We start from the raw sequence: 15,273 nt of genomic DNA, 5'->3' as shown, positions 1-15,273 counted from the left end.
CTCGTCCCCGCGGTGAGTCAGTAGTTCCCGATCTCCACCCGCGGCGGCCCGTCGTGCCACGTGCAGAAGACCGACACCCGGTCCGCGCCCGCGCCGAACTCCACCCGGATCCACGTCTCCGTCTTCCACACCTGCATCGACCAGCCCGAGCCCGGGGTGGCGGAGACGAGGGTCGCGGAGGCGTCACCGATGTCGAAGACCACCCGGCCGCCGTCGGTGTCGTAGCTCTTGACCTGGCCGGACGTGGTGGGGGAGGGGTCCGGGGTGTTCGCCGGCGGCTTCGAGGGAGTCGGCGTGCGGGGCGTCCCGGTCGGCTTCGGCGAGGGGCTCTTCGACGGGGTCGGCCGCTTCGGGGACCGCGTCGACGACGCCAGCGGCTTCGACTCCTGCGTGGTCGCGTCGGCCGCGGTGATGGGCAGGGCGCGCGGGCGGTCGTACACCGTGCCCGCCATCACCGTGTGGACACCCCACCACGACAGCGTGACCGCCGCGCCCGTGGCGAGCGACCAAGCCAGTACGTGTACGAGTCCTCTGCGCATCGCGGGCCATACTGCCTCACGCGTCCCAGCAGTGTCGCCCGGTTGTCCACAGGGAGCGAGTTGTCCACAGGCCCGGACCCGGCTCGGTGGCATGGCGTACGGTGCGGCGCATGGCAAGTGTGCTCGTGGTCGAGGACGACCCGTTCGTCCGCTCGGCGCTCATCCGGCACCTGACCGACGCGGCGCACACCGTACGCAGTGTCGGGACGGCGCTGGAGGCGCTGCGGGAGGTCGCCCATCTCCGTTTCGACGTGGTCATCCTGGACCTTGGTCTGCCCGATCTGGACGGCTCCGAGGCCCTGAAGATGCTGCGTGGAATCACCGACGTCCCTGTGATCATCGCCACCGCACGGGACGACGAGACGGAGATCGTCCGGCTGCTGAACGCCGGGGCGGACGACTACCTCACCAAGCCCTTCTCGGTCGAGCACCTCTCGGCCCGCATGGCGGCCGTCCTGCGGCGTTCCCGTGCCGCCGCCGGCGACGTGGCGCCGGAGGCGGTGCTGCGCGTCGGCGGCCTCACCGTCGATCCGCTGCGCCGCCAGGCCGAGCTGGACGGCGTCCGACTCGACCTCACCCGACGCGAGTTCGACCTGCTCACCTTCCTGGCCACCCGGCCCGGAGTGGTCGTCCCCCGCAAGGAACTGCTCGCCGAGGTGTGGCAGCAGGCGTACGGCGACGACCAGACGATCGACGTCCATCTGTCATGGCTCAGGCGCAAGCTCGGGGAGACGGCGGCGCGACCGCGCTATCTGCACACCCTGCGCGGCGTCGGGGTGAAGCTGGAACCACCCGGTGGGGAGCGCTCGCGATGAGATGGGCCCTGGTCAAGGTCTGCCTGGCGGTCACCATCATGGTCGTGGTCGCCTTCGCCGTCCCGCTCGGACTCGTCATCCGGGAGATGGCCCGCGACCGAGCCTTCTCCAACGCCGAGCGGGAGGCCGCCGCCGTCGCCCCGGCGCTGTCCATCACCACCGACCGGGACCAGCTGGAGCGGGTCGTCGCCTCGGCCGGGTCGGACGCGGGAATGGCCGTGCACATCCCGGCGTCCGCCGACAAGGCGTCCGGTGACACGCCCGCCGTCGACCTCGGCCGGCAGCGCGCCGCCGACGGCGACATCGCGACCGTACGGCGGCTGGGCCGCGCCTCGACCTCCGAGGTCCCCGGCGGGTCCACGCTGCTCCAGCCGGTCGCGCTGAGCTCCGGCGAGATAGCCGTCGTGGAGGTGTACGTCCCCGAGGCGGAGGTCACCAACGGGCTCACCACGGCCTGGACGGTGCTCGCCGGGGTCGGTCTCGCGCTGATCGTCGGGTCGGTCGCCGTGGCCGACCGGCTGGGCGTGCGGATGGTGCGGCCGGCCCAGCGCCTGGTCGAGGGCGCGCATGAACTGGGGGAGGGCAAGCTGGGCGCCCGGGTGCCCGAGGAGGGGCCGAAGGAACTGCGGCTGGCGGCCGTGGCGTTCAACTCGATGGCCGACCAGGTCGTACAACTCCTCGCGAACGAGCGGGAGTTGGCCGCCGACCTGTCGCATCGCCTGCGCACCCCGCTGACCGTGCTGCGGCTGAACGCAGCCTCGCTCGGGGACGGTCCGGCCGCCGACCAGACCCGCGCCGCCGTCGCCCAGCTGGAGCGCGAGGTCGACACCATCATCCGTACCGCCCGGGAGGCCAAGCCGCAGACGGTGGCCGCCGGTCCGGGCGCCGGGTGCGACGCGGCGGAGGTCGTGCGCGAGCGCATGACGTTCTGGTCCGCGCTCGCGGAGGACGAGGGCCGCAAGGTGCGGGTGGCCGGGGTGGACCGGCCGGTGCGCATCCCGGTGGCCCGGGCGGATCTGGCGGCCGCGCTGGACGCCCTGCTCGGCAATGTCTTCCGGCACACCGCCGAGGGCACGGCGTTCGCGGTCGACGTGCACAACGGCGAGGACGCGGTGATCGTGCTCGTCTCGGACGCGGGGCCCGGCATATCCGACCCCGAGGCGGCGATGGCGCGCGGGCGGGGCTCGGGCAGCGCCGGGTCGACTGGGCTCGGCCTTGACATCGTGCGGCGGCTCGCGGAGTCGACGGGCGGGGACGTACGGATCGGGTCGTCCGTGCTCGGCGGAACCGAGGTGCGGATCTGGATCCAGCTGGATGGCAGGGAGCCGGTGCGCCGTGGGCATCGCAGCTCGATGCGCCGGCGCCGGCCCGGCAGATTGGTCTCTACCTTTAACCGTCCCCGATCCCTTCCTTAAGGGCGCCATAAGCTCCTCAACCGCCGTCCGGATCAGGCACTTTGCCCGATTCGAGGCCGCTAGCGTGCTGCCGCACCCCACCCCCGAACAGCAAAGGCAGACACGCGATGAGCACGCACCGACGCAGGTTCAGCGGCAGGAGCAAGGCGATAGGTGGTCTCGTCGCAGCGGCCGCGGTCGGCGGGGGCGCGATCGTGTTCACCGGCACGGCGCAGGCGGCCGGCATCGGAGCGGCGTACACGAAGACCAGCGACTGGTCGACGGGTTACACCGCGCAGTACGTCGTCACGAACAACAGCGGCCAGGCGAAGAAGGACTGGACGCTGGAGTTCGACCTGCCGGCGGGCTCGAAGCTGAGCTCCCTGTGGAACGCCGAGTCGGGCGTGAGCGGCCGGCACGTCACCGTGACCCCGCCGAAGTGGGACACGGACGGCCTGGCCGCGGGCGAGTCGGTGACGGTCGGCTTCGTGGTCAACGGCACCGCCGCCCCGACTGGTTGTCTGATCGACGACGCGAAGTGTTCCACGGACGACACCGCGACCCCGGAGCCGACCGGCCGCCCGACCGAGGCACCGACACCGACGCCGACAACGACGGCCAAGCCCACCCCCACTCCCACCCAGTCCGCGACCCCCACCGCCAAGCCCACGCAGACCCCCGGCACCGGCACGCCGGCCGCCGGCTTCGCCCCGTACATCGACACCTCCCTCTACCCGGCCTTCGACATGGCGGCGAGCGCCGAGGCGACCGGCGTGAAGAACTACAACCTCGCCTTCGTCACCGACGGCGGCGGCTGCACCCCGAAGTGGGGCGGCGTCACGGACCTCGGCGGCGACGCGGTGGCCGCGCAGATCGGTGACCTGCGCGCCAAGGGCGGCGACGTGCGCGTCTCCTTCGGCGGCGCGGCCGGCAGCGAGCTGGCCACGACCTGCTCCTCGGCGGACGCGCTGGCGGCGGCGTACGGCAAGGTTGTGGACGCCTACAAGCTGACCAAGGTCGACTTCGACGTCGAGGGCGGCGCGCTGCCGGACGGCGCGGCCAACACCCGCCGCGCCCAGGCGATAGCCAAGCTCCAGCAGCAGCACCCGGACCTGGACGTCTCCTTCACCCTCCCCGTCATGCCGGAGGGCCTGACCCAGCCCGGCGTCGACCTTCTCTCCGACGCCAAGAAGAACGGCGTGCGGATCGACACCGTCAACATCATGGCGATGGACTACGGCCCCGCCTACAGCGGCGACATGGGCACCTACGCCGAACAGGCCGCCACCGCCACCCAGGCCCAGGTCAAGAGCGTCCTCGGCCTCTCCGACAGCGCCGCCTGGAAGACGGTCGCGGTCACCCCGATGATCGGTGTCAACGACGTCACGACCGAGATCTTCAAGGTCGACGACGCCACCCAGCTGGTGAACTTCGCCAAGTCCAAGGGCCTCGGCTGGCTGTCGATGTGGTCCGCCACCCGCGACAAGAGTTGCGCGGGCGGCGAGAAGCCGGCGGCCGACGCGACATGCAGCTCGATCCTCCAGGACAAGTTCGCCTTCTCGAAGGCGTTCGCGGCCTTCGGCAAGTAGCGCCGGGCCACCAACAGCCAACCAGAGCACGGGGGTCACGCGCCCCGGCCGGCCTTCCCCCCATCCGGCCGGGGCGCGGCACGTCCCCTCGGCGTGCCGCGCCCCTCCCCGGTCGAGGACCCCGTCCCCTAGAACACCTCGTCCACCGCCGGCAACGCCCCCGCCCGAGCAGCCTTCCCATACCAGTACGCGCTCGACTTCGGCGTCCTGGCGAGGGTCGAGTAGTCGACGTACACCGCCCCGAACCGCTTCTCGTACCCGTACGCCCATTCGAAGTTGTCCATCAGGGACCACAGGTAGTAGCCCCGGACGTCCGCGCCGTCGGAGATCGCGCGGCGGACCGCGCCGAGGTGGCCGTGGAGGTAGGCGATGCGCTCCGGGTCGTGGACGCGGCCGTCCGGGTCGGGCTTGTCGTCGTAGGCCGCGCCGTTCTCGGTGACGTACAGCGGCAGGCCAGGGGCCTCCCGGCTGTAGCGCATGATCAGCTCGTGCAGGCCCGTCGGGTCGATGGTCCAGCCCATCTCCGTGCGCTCGCCCGGGGTCTGGTGGAACATCACGTCGTCCGCGCCGGGCCACGGCGAGTGTGCGCTCGCCCCATGGCCGTCGGCGCGCGGGCCGTTCACGTCGGAGTCGGCCGCGGAGACCAGCGCGGGGGTGTAGTAGTTCAGGCCCAGGGCGTCCAGCGGCTGGTTCATCGCCGCGAGGTCCCCGTCCTGGACGTACGACCAGTCCGTCAGCAGCTCCGTCGCCGTGTACAGGGTCTCGGGGTAGACGCCGTGCAGGATCGGGCCGTGGAAGATCCCGTTGGCCAGGTCGTCGATCTTGCGGGCCGCCGCCAGGTCCGCGGGGTCCTGCGAAACCGGCCGCACCACCGAGGAGTTGAGGCTGAGCGCCACCGAGTTGCGGGCCGGCATCACCGAGCGCAGGGCCTGTGTGCCCAGGCCATGGGCCAGGTTCAGATGGTGGGCCGCCCGCAGCGTGCCCGCCGGTTCCGTGCGGCCCGGCGCGTGCACACCCGAGCCGTAGCCCAGGAACGCGCTGCACCACGGCTCGTTCAGCGTGATCCACTGCTCCACCCGGTCGCCGAGCGCCTCGCCGACGATCTGCGCGTACTCGGCGAACCGGTACGCCGTGTCCCGCTCCGGCCAGCCGCCCGCGTCCTCCAGCTCCTGGGGCAGGTCCCAGTGGTAGAGGGTGACGGCGGGCTTGATGCCGTGCGCGAGCAGCTCGTCCACCAGGCGGCGGTAGAAGTCCAGGCCCACCTGCACCTCAGGGCCCCGGCCCGTCGGCTGCACCCGCGACCAGGAGATCGAGAAGCGGTACGCGTTCAGGCCGAGGTCGGCCATCAACGCCACGTCGTCGCGGTACCGGTGGTAGTGGTCGACAGCGATGTCACCGTGCTCGCCGCCGGCGGTCCGGCCCGGCGTATGGCTGAAGGTGTCCCAGATGGAGGGGGTGCGGCCACCCTCCCGCACCGCCCCCTCGATCTGGTACGCGGAGGTCGCGGCGCCCCAGAGGAACGAGGGGGGAAAGGACGCGGAGGACATGGGCTCTGGCATGGAAGCGCTCCCATTGGAGGTCGTGGAGACCGACGGGTACGGGTAGGAGGGGCGAGAGGGGAAAGAGGGAGGAAACCCGGGGCCGGGGCGGCGGTGACCCGGCCCCCGGGGGCGTACGGCCGAAGCGGGCGCGCGGGCGTCAGCCCTTGATCGCGCCCTGCATGATGCCGCCCACGATCTGCTTGCCGAACAGCAGGAAGGCGATCAGCAGGGGCAGCGTGCCGAGCAGGGCGCCGGCCATGATCACGGCCTGGTCGGGGACGTAACCGGTGCCCAGGGAGTTGAGGGCGACCTGCACGGTCGGGTTCTGCTGGTTGAGGGCGATGATCGGCCACAGGAAGTCGTTCCAGGCGAACACGAAGGTCAGCAGGCCGAGCACGGCCATCGCGGGCCGGGCCGCCGGGAACACCACGTGCCACACCACCCGCAGACTGCTCGCGCCGTCCACCCGCGCCGCCTCGATCAGCTCCGTCGGCAGCGCCTGCACCAGGTACTGCCGCATGAAGAACGTACCGAAGGCCGTGCACAGCGTCGGCAGGATGACCGTCTGGAGCTGGTTCGACCAGCCGAGGTCGGACATCCACAGATACAGCGGTACGACGGCCAGCTGCGGCGGGATCATCATCGTGCCGATCGTCAGCATCAGCAGAACCCCGGAGAACCGGAACCGCAGCTTGGCGAAGGCGAAGCCGGCGAGCGTGGCGAACAGCACCGTGCTGACGGTGATCATGCTGGCCACGAAGATGGTGTTGAACATCGCCGTGCCGAGCCCGCCCTCCTCCCACGCCCGCCCCATGTTCTTGAACAGGTTCCCGCCGAACCACAGCGGCGGCGGGGTCTCCGCGAGCCGCCGGTCGGTGCGCGAGGCCGCGATCGCCGTCCACACCAGCGGCGCCAGCGAGACCAGCGCGAAGACGGCCAGGACGACGTAGGTGAGCGGGCCGGCGTGCAGCTGCTTGCCCGCGCCCATCACACGGGGGCGCCGGGGCTGTCGTACCTTCTGGGTCTCCGTCTGAGGAATCGTCAGTTCACTTGCTGTCATTGGGACTTCCTCAGCCGTCGGGAGACCAGCAGTTGGATCACGGCGACGATCAGCAGGATCAGGAACATCGACCAGGCGATCGCGGACGCCTTGCCGAGGTTGCCGATGATCCAGCCCTGGTCGTACATGTACAGACCGAGCGTCTGGTACTGGTGCTCGGAGCCGCCCTTCGAGCCGCTCACCCCGCCGAACAGCAGGGGCTCACCGAAGAGCTGGGTCGCGCCGATCGTCGAGACGACCACCGTGAACAGGATCGTCGGCCGCAGCTGCGGGATCGTCACGTGGATGAACTGCTGCCAGCGGTTGGCACCGTCGATGGCGGCCGACTCGTACAGGTCGGCCGGGATCGCCTGCATGGCGGCGAGGTAGATCAGCGCGTTGTAGCCGGTCCAGCGCCAGATCACGATCGACGAGACCGCGAACTGCGAACCCCAGTCGGACTCACGCCAGTTGACCGGATCGATGCCAACGAAGTCCAGCAGCCAGTTGATCAGGCCGCCGTCCCAGGAGTACAGCAGCACGAACACCAGCGTCGCCGCCGCCACCGACGTGGCGTACGGGGTGAGCATCACGACCCGCCACACGGTCGAGCCGCGCAGCTTGTAGTTGAGGAGGTGCGCCAGGCCGATGGCCATCAGCAGCTGCGGGACCGTGGAGATCACGCCGATGGTGAAGGTGTTCCCCAGCGCGTTCCAGAAGAAGTCCGAGGACAGCAGGTTCTGGTAGTTGTCCAGGCCCGCCCAGGTCTGGCCGTCCAGGTTCGCCAGCTGCACGTCGTGCAGCGAGTACCAGGCCGTATAGAGGAGCGGGATCAGCGAGAACGCCCCGAAGACGATGAAGAAGGGGGCGACGAACGCGTACGGCGACGCCTTCATGTCCCAGCGGTACAGCCGGCTGCGCCAGGAATCGTTCCCCGGCGGCGTACCGCGACCGCGAGCGCGGCCGGCCGCGCCCGGCTGGTCACCGGGCGCGGCGTCGGCGCTCGACGCGGGATGCGCGAGGGCCTGCTTGGAGCTGCTCACTGGCCGAGCACGTCCTTGATCTCCGCGGAGGCGGCGTCCCAGCCCTCGTCGGGGCTCTTGCCCTTCTGCTCGACCTGAAGGATGCCGATGTCGGTCAGCGCGGTGTTGATCGCCTGGTCCTTGATGCCGAAGTACTGGGTCGGGATGGTCTCGGCGGAGGCCGAGAAGATCTCCGTGATCGGCGCGTTGGAGAAGTACTCCGTCGTGGCGGAGGCCGGCTTCAGGGTCGAGTACGCCGACGGGGTCGACGGGAAGCTGGCCTGCTTGGCGAAGACCTTCGCCTGCTGCTCGGGCGCGGTCAGCCACTTCGCCAGCGCGACGGCCTCCTTCTGGTGCTTGCTCGCCGTCGGCACGCCGAGGAACGAACCGCCCCAGTTGGCCGCGGTCGGCGCCGCCGCCACGTCCCACTTGCCCTTGCCCGCGTCACCGGACTTCTCCAGGATGTAGCCGATCATCCAGGCCGGACAGGCCACCGTGGCGAAGGTGCCGTTCGCGTAGCCCTGGTCCCACGGCTTGTCGAACTGCTTCAGCTTCGCCGACATGTCGCTGGTCGCCACCTCCATGGAGACGTCCCAAGCCTGCTTGACGCCCTGGGACTTGTCCCAGTCGACGGTGCCGTCGTCCTTGTAGTAGCGCTCGGTCCCGCCTCCCAGCGCCGCGTTGTAGACCGAGGAGGCCGAGTCCACGAACTTGGTGCCCTTCGGCGCCTTCTTCATGTACTCCTTGCCGACGTCGACGTACTTGCCCCAGTCGCCCTTCCACTGCTCGGCGAGCTTGGTGCGGTCGGTCTCCAGGCCGGCCTTCTCGAACAGGTCCTTGCGGTAGCAGATCGCCATGGGCCCGATGTCCGTCCCCAGCCCGATCAGCTTGCCGTCCTTGGTGGTGGCCTGGGCGCTCTTCCAGTCCAGCCACTGGGACTTGTCGACCTCCTTGCCGAGGTCGACGAACTTGTCGGCCTGCGTCTGCACGGCCTCGGTCACGTTCATGACCTCGATCGCCTGGATGTCGTCGGCACCGGCGCCGGCCTGCAGCCGGGTGAGGACCTTGGGCCAGTAGACGTCGGTACGGGTGGTGACGTTCTCCTTGATGGTGATGTCGGGGTTCTGCTTCATGTACTCGTCGTAGAGGCCGGCCTGCTTGTAGCCGAAGGTGCCGAAGGTGCCGATGGTGAGCGTGGTCTTGCCACCCCCGCCGTTGCCACCGCCCTCGTTCGAAGAGCCGTCGTCCGAGTCCTCGGCGCAGCCGGCGAGCAGCCCTGTCGTCAGCGCGGCCGCGACCGCGAGGGCCATCAGCCGGCGGGACCCGTGGGTACTCGTGCGCATTGCGTCCTCCTGTTGCCTGACGTGCCGACCCCCCGGCCAACTGCACTGTTGGGCCCGTTAGTTCGTCATCTTGCGTCGCTGCGGCGCGGGCGGGGAACGTGCGGGATGTGTATGTGTCAGGTACTGTGGGAGCGCTCCCACCTGTGATGTGTTGAAGGTTCGTCGGTCCGGGCGGGGGTGTCAAGGGAGCGGACGCGGAGAGATGCGTTCAGTTATCGGGCCGTTAACTGGACCCACTTCAGCCCGTCCCGGGGTCCCCCTGCCCGAAGAGCGTGGGGGAGTTCGAGACGCGGCTGTTAAATTCCAGGCCGGCATATGGACAGCCGGCGTATGGACAACGGCGGGAAGGCGGAGCCCATGGCAACCCACGGAGCGCGGGGCCGGAGCGGCGGCCGACCCACCCTCGAAGAGGTGGCGGCCCGGGCCGGCGTCGGCCGCGGCACCGTCTCCCGGGTGATCAACGGCTCGCCCCGGGTCAGCGACGCGACCCGCGCGGCGGTGGAGGCGGCGGTCGCGGAGCTCGGCTACGTCCCGAACACGGCCGCCCGGGCGCTCGCGGCGAACCGCACGGACGCCATCGCGCTGGTCGTGCCCGAGCCGGAGACCCGGTTCTTCGCGGAACCGTACTTCTCGGACATGCTCAAGGGCGTGGGCGCCGAGCTCGCGGACACCGAGATGCAGCTCCTGCTGATCTTCGCGGGCAGCGACAAGGAACGGCGCCGCCTGGCCCAGTACCTGGCCGCCCACCGCGTGGACGGCGTCCTGCTGGTCTCGGTCCACGCGGACGACCCGCTGCCCGACCTGCTCTCGCAGCTGGAGATCCCCGCGGTGATCAGCGGCCCGAGATCCGCCGCGGAGAGCCTGACCTCGGTGGACTCGGACAACTACGGCGGTGCCCGCTCGGCGGTGGAGCACCTGATGGACCGCGGCCGCACCCGCATCGCCCACATCACCGGCCGCCTCGACGTCTACGGCGCCCAGCGCCGCGTCGACGGCTACCGCGAGGCCCTGCGCGACGCGGGGCGCGCGGCGGACGAGCGGCTGATCGAGCCGGGCGACTTCACCGAGGAGGGCGGCGCCCGCGCGATGCGGGCCCTCCTCGAACGCTGCCCCGACCTCGACGCCGTCTTCGCGGCATCGGACGTCACGGCGGCCGGCGCCCGCCAGGTCCTGCGCGAGGCGGGCCGCCGTATCCCGGACGACGTGGCCCTCGTCGGCTACGACGACTCCGCGATCGCCCGTCACATGGACCCGCCCCTGACCAGCGTCCGCCAGCCCATCGAGGAGATGGGCCGCCGCATGATCGACCTGCTCCTCACCGAGATCGCGGACCGTCGTCCGGCGGCGTCGAGGGGCCTGGAGCGCACACAGGCGGTCCTGGCCACGGAGTTGGTGACACGGGCTTCGTCGTGAGGGGGCGGCTTCCGCCCGGGCCCGGCGCGCGGTCAAGGCCGGTGCAGCCGACGGAGCCAGCGAATCTCGCCGTCCTGTCGGTCCTCGGTCGGGGCCAGGCCCGCTGCCGTCGCGACCGAGGCCGAGGCGTGGTGGGCGGGGTGGATGTGGGCGAGGACCGTGTGGACGGCGCCCCGGCTCAGCCAGGCGACCAGCGCGCGGGCCGCCTCGGAGGCGAAGCCGCGTCGCTGCCACGGTGTGCCGATCACCCAGGCGATCTCGGCGCCGTCCACGGTGATCGTGGCCTGGATTGTCCCCACCAGGCAGGACTCGGCGCGCAGCCACAGCGCCCAGTTGCACCAGGAGACGGCCGGGACTGGGGGGCCGGAGACGAGACGTTCGTAGCGGGTGCGCAGGGCGTCGGGGGAGAGCGGGGTCCCGCCGATGAAGCGGTGCAGCGCCGGGTCCGACAGCGCGACGGCCATCTCCTCGGCGTGCTCGACGCGCAGGGGGAGGAGGTCGAGACGGTCGGCGGCGATGGGCTCGGCGACTACGCGGGGCTCGGACATCGTCGGCAGCCTAGGGCCTGCCCTCGTCGCCAACTCCGTGCACGTGCTGGTTGAGAAAAAGAATCAGCCGGTGACTTCTTCGACGAAGTCACCGGCTGATCATCAGGGTGAGTGACGGGACTCGAACCCGCGGCATCCTGGACCACAACCAGGTGCTCTACCAGCTGAGCTACACCCACCATGCCCGGTTGTTGACTTCCGTGGAGTCCCCGACCGGCCGAGAAAAAGTGTACAGGGTCCGAAGGGGTGCTCGCGCACGCCTTTTACGGCGCCCTTGCGCGACCCCCCTCACACACCTACTGAGCAGGGAGAACGTGCTTCGCGGCGATCGATTTCGCGGTGTCGGAGTCGGGGCCGGGCTGGGGCACGAAGATGGCCTCGCGGTAGTAGCGGAGCTCGGCGATGGACTCGCGGATGTCGGCGAGGGCGCGGTGGTTGCCGTTCTTCTCGGGGCTGTTGAAGTAGGCACGCGGGTACCAGCGCCGGGCCAGCTCCTTGATGGAGCTGACGTCCACGATCCGGTAGTGGAGGTAGTCCTCCAGCGTCGGCATGTCGCGCAGCAGGAAGCCGCGGTCGGTGCCGACGGAGTTGCCGCACAGCGGGGCCTTGCCGGGTTCCTTGACGTGTTCGCGGACGTAGCTGAGGACCTGGTCCTCGGCGTCCTTGAGGGTCGTGCCTCCGGCGAGTTCGTCGAGGAGTCCGGACGCGGTGTGCATCTGACGCACCACCTCCGGCATCGTCTCCAGCGCCGCGTCCGGCGGACGGACGACGATGTCGACGCCCTCGCCGAGGATGTTCAGCTCGGAGTCGGTGACGAGGGCGGCAACCTCAATGAGCGCGTCGTCGGACAGCGAGAGGCCGGTCATCTCGCAGTCGATCCACACCATGCGATCGTTCATGCGACCACCCTAAGGCTGACGTCCCCTTGTCGGGTGCCCCGCGTCGGTGTGGACGTCACCGGGGGCTGCCGCCCCCGGACCCCCGCTTCGGCCCTGAAGGGGCCTTGTCCTCAAATTCCCCCAAGCTCTACGAGCAGGGGGGACCCCCGGACGGGCTGAAGAAACTTCAGCCCGTCCGGTACTACAAGGTCACGAGGTCACGATCCGCTGCGCTGGCCCGGCAGGCTTGCCCGGCTCGTCGCGTAGGCCTCGCGGCCGTTGTCCGATGCCACCGACAGGGGCCCCGACGTGCCCAGGGGCGCCGGAGTGCGCCGGGTCTGGAGCGGGACCGGGCCGGCGTCCGGGTACGCGGAGGGCGGTGGGCCCTGTGGCGCGGTCGGGCCGACCGGCGGCTCCACTTCCGTCGGCTTCTCACTCTGCGGGCGCCGGGCACGGTAGGCCGCCCGGTACGCGGCCGGCGACGATCCGAGCTGGCGGCGGAAGTGGCCGCGCAGCGCGACCGGCGAGCGGAAGCCGCAGCGGCCCGCGACCTCGTCCACCGAGTAGTCGGACGTCTCCAGCAGACGCTGGGCCTGCAGCACCCGCTGGGTGATCAGCCACTGGAGCGGAGCGCTGCCGGTCAGCGAGCGGAAGCGGCGGTCGAAGGTCCGGCGGCTCATGTACGCGCGTGCCGCCAGCGTCTCCACGTCGAACTGCTCGTGCAGGTGCTCCAGCGCCCAGGCGACGACCTCGGCCAGTGGGTCGGCGCCGATCTCCTCTGGTAAAGATCGATCGAGGTAGCGCTCCTGACCGCCGGATCGGCGCGGCGGGACCACCAGACGGCGGGCCAGAGCTCCGGCCGCCTCGTTGCCGTGGTCCGTCCGCACGATGTGGAGGCACAGGTCGATGCCCGCCGCCGTGCCCGCCGACGTCAGGACGTCGCCGTCGTCGACGAACAGTTCGCGCGGATCCACGTGCACCGACGGATAGCGCTTGGCCAGCGTCGGTGCGTACATCCAGTGTGTCGTCGCGGGTCGGCCGTCCAGCAGGCCGGCCGCCGCGAGGACGAAGGCGCCGGTGCACAGCCCGACTATGCGGGCGCCTTCCTCGTGCGCCCGGCGCAGTGCGTCGAGCGCATCCTCGGGCGGTGGAGAAGTGATCGAGCGCCAGGCCGGTACGACGACCGTGCCCGCCCGCGAGATCGCCTCCAGGCCATGTGGCGCGGTGAGTTCCAGGCCCCCTGTGGTCCGCAGCGGGCCTTCCTCGCCTCCGCACACCAGCAAGCGGTAGCGCGGTACGCCGGCGTCCTGGCGGTCTATCCCGAACACCGACAGCGGTATGGAACTCTCGAAGATGGGGCCGCCGCTGAACAGCAGCACCGCGACGATCTCCTTGCGGCGTCGCCCGGAAAGCTTCCGGGCCGCGGCTTCCGGCGCGGCAGTGGAGTCGTGGCTCATCCTGCTAAGCCCCCCTCGGTGGTCGCGGCTCCTCGGTTGTGTCGCTCCTGCACGTTTCCCCTCGGTCCTGCACGAGTCCCCCGCCGTAGACAGTCAAGATCGAATCTACTGTGTCGCGTCACGCCTCAGTGGCCGGTTCGGCACTCGGTAGATTGTCGACTTGGCAACTTGGCGTGAAGCATTCGATCACGAAGCGTTGCACTCGTGGGCCGTGCAGGGAAGTGCGCCTTGTCGCAGTGGCCAATCCACGTAGGGTGCGCAGACCCCCTGAGGCCCTTTCTCTGCAGGTGGAACGGGGGTTGGGGGGTGTTCCGGGCAGGGGATGCATGCGCGCCAGAAGTTGGCTGAAAAGTGGCGTGCCCGTGCGTGAAAACCGGTCAGCCGACCGGTGTATTTCCCCCAGTGTGACGTCCGCCTCTATGGGCCCCCGTTCCCGTCCTGTGATGGCGTCCGCGACGCCGGGGTGACGGGCCGTGGCGCTCCTCCTGCCGCAGCCGGGTCGCGCCGCGCTCCGACTGGCGCAGCAGCAGGCGGCACACGGCCGTGACGGCCGCGAGACCGAGGGCCGTGCCGGCGGCGCCGGCGAGCGAGGTGCCGTACCAGAGGAGGACCACGGGGACCAGGACGCAGCTGAAGGCCGCCCAGCGGACCACGTCGGTGACGCTGTCCTCGGCGGTGGTGCGAGGTCCGGACATGGATATGTGCTCCTGGGCTGCCTGGGCGGTGGCTCGTGGTGATCAACGCGGGCGGGGGCGGTCGGTCACTGGTGGAGGGCCGTCCATGCGGCAAGACGCAAATGAATCCTGTGCAAACCGCCTGTACACCGCAGCAACCATTGCGTTACGGGCGTCCCCTCGTGCATGCTCCCTGGAACCCGCACAGACCGTGAGTGGGTATGTGGGCTAAGGAGGCGTGCCGCCGTACCCTTGGGGTATGGGGTTGGGAAGACCATTCCCGGACACAGCTCCGCCGCACACTGCTGCATCCATCAACGAGCTCCGCTCGCGGGCCCACCCATATAAGGATCAATACGCCGAGACAGCCATGGCCGGTCACGAATTCTTCGAACCTGCGGACCGCAAGCGGCCGGTAGCCGACCCCACGGCGTCCGAGCCCCTGGCGGCAGAAGAGCCACGCCATTCCTGCGACCCCGCTTTCAAGCACGGTGTCGTCGTCGGCTTCGACGGCTCCACCTCCAGCGAGCGCGCCCTCGCCTATGCCATCGGCATGGCTCATCGCTCCGGGTCGGGCCTGATCATCGTCCACGTCGCCAACCGGCTGCCCACCACGGTGTGGGCGGGCTGCGAGCCCCCGGTCTTCGTCGATGTGCCGGATCACCGCACCGAGGTGCTGGGCCTCGAACTGGCCTGCGCGGAGTATCTCGCCGAAGTGCCCTGGATCCTCGTCGAGCGCGGCGGAGACATCTGCCATGAGCTCGAAGAGGTCGGGCGGGAGTACGAGGCGGACGCGATCGTCGTCGGCTCCACGCAGGGCATCGTCGGCCGGATCTTCGGGTCCGTCGCGGGGCGGCTCGCCAAGCGGGCCAAGCGTCCCGTCGTTGTCATTCCGTAACTCGCCGTTGTCCCAGGTGAGATGAGCCGTTCGGGACGTCGGACTCCTTTCTGCGGTGCGTGAACCTACTCACGCGTAGAGGTGTTTGTGCCTTTGTGAAGGGCATATATCGCACACCGCACA

Annotated in this window: 14 protein-coding genes and 1 tRNA gene; 5 read left to right on the top strand and 10 right to left on the bottom strand. The window is 70.3% G+C overall.

Annotated elements, in window-relative coordinates:
• Window positions 1–17 precede the first annotated feature (17 nt).
• A complete protein-coding gene (locus OG254_RS18510) occupies window positions 18–539 on the bottom strand; it encodes a hypothetical protein (protein WP_405583126.1) in 522 nt (173 codons plus the stop codon).
• 110 nt (window positions 540–649) lie between these two features.
• On the opposite strand from OG254_RS18510, the gene OG254_RS18505 reads away from it, so the two are divergent.
• From OG254_RS18505 to OG254_RS18495, 3 genes are all read left to right on the top strand, one after another.
• On the top strand, window positions 650–1,354 hold the full coding sequence (locus OG254_RS18505; RefSeq protein WP_405583124.1) for a response regulator transcription factor: 705 nt from the start codon (window positions 650–652) through the stop codon (window positions 1,352–1,354).
• Window positions 1,351–2,769: a sensor histidine kinase gene (locus OG254_RS18500; protein WP_405583122.1), complete on the top strand. Its 1,419-nt coding sequence runs from the start codon at window positions 1,351–1,353 to the stop codon at window positions 2,767–2,769. Before OG254_RS18505 ends, OG254_RS18500 begins: the two co-directional genes overlap by 4 nt.
• A gap of 107 nt (window positions 2,770–2,876) precedes the next feature.
• Complete coding sequence (locus tag OG254_RS18495; protein WP_405583120.1) at window positions 2,877–4,337, top strand: cellulose binding domain-containing protein; 1,461 nt, start codon at window positions 2,877–2,879, stop codon at window positions 4,335–4,337.
• Window positions 4,338–4,465: 128 nt separating this feature from the next.
• On the opposite strand, the gene OG254_RS18490 is transcribed toward OG254_RS18495, so the two are convergent.
• From OG254_RS18490 to OG254_RS18475, 4 genes are all read right to left on the bottom strand, one after another.
• Window positions 4,466–5,884, bottom strand: coding sequence for a GH1 family beta-glucosidase (locus tag OG254_RS18490; RefSeq protein ID WP_405595063.1), 1,419 nt, complete (start codon window positions 5,882–5,884; stop codon window positions 4,466–4,468).
• A 151-nt stretch (window positions 5,885–6,035) separates the two neighbouring features.
• Window positions 6,036–6,938: a carbohydrate ABC transporter permease gene (locus OG254_RS18485; RefSeq protein ID WP_405583118.1), complete on the bottom strand. Its 903-nt coding sequence runs from the start codon at window positions 6,936–6,938 to the stop codon at window positions 6,036–6,038.
• Complete coding sequence (locus tag OG254_RS18480) at window positions 6,935–7,960, bottom strand: carbohydrate ABC transporter permease (RefSeq protein WP_405583116.1); 1,026 nt, start codon at window positions 7,958–7,960, stop codon at window positions 6,935–6,937. The genes OG254_RS18485 and OG254_RS18480 overlap by 4 nt, the downstream gene beginning before the upstream one ends.
• Complete coding sequence (locus OG254_RS18475) at window positions 7,957–9,282, bottom strand: extracellular solute-binding protein (RefSeq protein ID WP_405583114.1); 1,326 nt, start codon at window positions 9,280–9,282, stop codon at window positions 7,957–7,959. Before OG254_RS18475 ends, OG254_RS18480 begins: the two co-directional genes overlap by 4 nt.
• Before the next feature lie 357 nt (window positions 9,283–9,639).
• Between OG254_RS18475 and OG254_RS18470 the strand changes: the two genes are divergently transcribed.
• Complete coding sequence (locus OG254_RS18470; protein WP_405583112.1) at window positions 9,640–10,695, top strand: LacI family DNA-binding transcriptional regulator; 1,056 nt, start codon at window positions 9,640–9,642, stop codon at window positions 10,693–10,695.
• A gap of 32 nt (window positions 10,696–10,727) precedes the next feature.
• Here OG254_RS18470 and OG254_RS18465 read toward each other — a convergent pair whose 3' ends face one another.
• From OG254_RS18465 to OG254_RS18445, 5 genes are all read right to left on the bottom strand, one after another.
• Window positions 10,728–11,243, bottom strand: a complete 516-nt coding sequence (locus OG254_RS18465) for a GNAT family N-acetyltransferase (RefSeq protein ID WP_405583110.1) — start codon at window positions 11,241–11,243, stop codon at window positions 10,728–10,730.
• A gap of 106 nt (window positions 11,244–11,349) precedes the next feature.
• A tRNA-His gene (locus OG254_RS18460) sits at window positions 11,350–11,422 on the bottom strand.
• 117 nt (window positions 11,423–11,539) lie between these two features.
• Complete coding sequence (gene orn, locus OG254_RS18455) at window positions 11,540–12,142, bottom strand: oligoribonuclease (RefSeq protein WP_351189755.1); 603 nt, start codon at window positions 12,140–12,142, stop codon at window positions 11,540–11,542.
• Window positions 12,143–12,339: 197 nt separating this feature from the next.
• Window positions 12,340–13,578, bottom strand: coding sequence for a helix-turn-helix domain-containing protein (locus OG254_RS18450; RefSeq protein ID WP_351189752.1), 1,239 nt, complete (start codon window positions 13,576–13,578; stop codon window positions 12,340–12,342).
• 377 nt (window positions 13,579–13,955) lie between these two features.
• Window positions 13,956–14,273, bottom strand: coding sequence for a hypothetical protein (locus OG254_RS18445; RefSeq protein ID WP_351189749.1), 318 nt, complete (start codon window positions 14,271–14,273; stop codon window positions 13,956–13,958).
• Between the two features lie 349 nt (window positions 14,274–14,622).
• On the opposite strand from OG254_RS18445, the gene OG254_RS18440 reads away from it, so the two are divergent.
• Entirely contained in the window at window positions 14,623–15,150 is a 528-nt protein-coding gene (locus OG254_RS18440; RefSeq protein ID WP_351189746.1) for a universal stress protein, read from the top strand.
• The last annotated feature ends 123 nt before the right edge of the window (window positions 15,151–15,273 follow it).

This window comes from Streptomyces sp. NBC_01092 (assembly GCF_045039535.1).
In the GTDB taxonomy this organism is placed as follows: domain Bacteria; phylum Actinomycetota; class Actinomycetes; order Streptomycetales; family Streptomycetaceae; genus Streptomyces.
This window is presented reverse-complemented; position numbering and strand designations above follow the sequence as displayed.

Coding starts and splice junctions, on each gene's coding strand:
- OG254_RS18510 (WP_405583126.1), bottom strand. CDS start 539: ATGCGCAGAGGACTCGTACACGTACTGGCTTGGTCGCTCGCCACGGGC.
- OG254_RS18505 (WP_405583124.1), top strand. CDS start 650: ATGGCAAGTGTGCTCGTGGTCGAGGACGACCCGTTCGTCCGCTCGGCG.
- OG254_RS18500 (WP_405583122.1), top strand. CDS start 1,351: ATGAGATGGGCCCTGGTCAAGGTCTGCCTGGCGGTCACCATCATGGTC.
- OG254_RS18495 (WP_405583120.1), top strand. CDS start 2,877: ATGAGCACGCACCGACGCAGGTTCAGCGGCAGGAGCAAGGCGATAGGT.
- OG254_RS18490 (WP_405595063.1), bottom strand. CDS start 5,884: ATGTCCTCCGCGTCCTTTCCCCCCTCGTTCCTCTGGGGCGCCGCGACC.
- OG254_RS18485 (WP_405583118.1), bottom strand. CDS start 6,938: ATGACAGCAAGTGAACTGACGATTCCTCAGACGGAGACCCAGAAGGTA.
- OG254_RS18475 (WP_405583114.1), bottom strand. CDS start 9,282: ATGCGCACGAGTACCCACGGGTCCCGCCGGCTGATGGCCCTCGCGGTC.
- OG254_RS18470 (WP_405583112.1), top strand. CDS start 9,640: ATGGCAACCCACGGAGCGCGGGGCCGGAGCGGCGGCCGACCCACCCTC.
- OG254_RS18465 (WP_405583110.1), bottom strand. CDS start 11,243: ATGTCCGAGCCCCGCGTAGTCGCCGAGCCCATCGCCGCCGACCGTCTC.
- orn (WP_351189755.1), bottom strand. CDS start 12,142: ATGAACGATCGCATGGTGTGGATCGACTGCGAGATGACCGGCCTCTCG.
- OG254_RS18450 (WP_351189752.1), bottom strand. CDS start 13,578: ATGAGCCACGACTCCACTGCCGCGCCGGAAGCCGCGGCCCGGAAGCTT.
- OG254_RS18445 (WP_351189749.1), bottom strand. CDS start 14,273: ATGTCCGGACCTCGCACCACCGCCGAGGACAGCGTCACCGACGTGGTC.
- OG254_RS18440 (WP_351189746.1), top strand. CDS start 14,623: ATGGCCGGTCACGAATTCTTCGAACCTGCGGACCGCAAGCGGCCGGTA.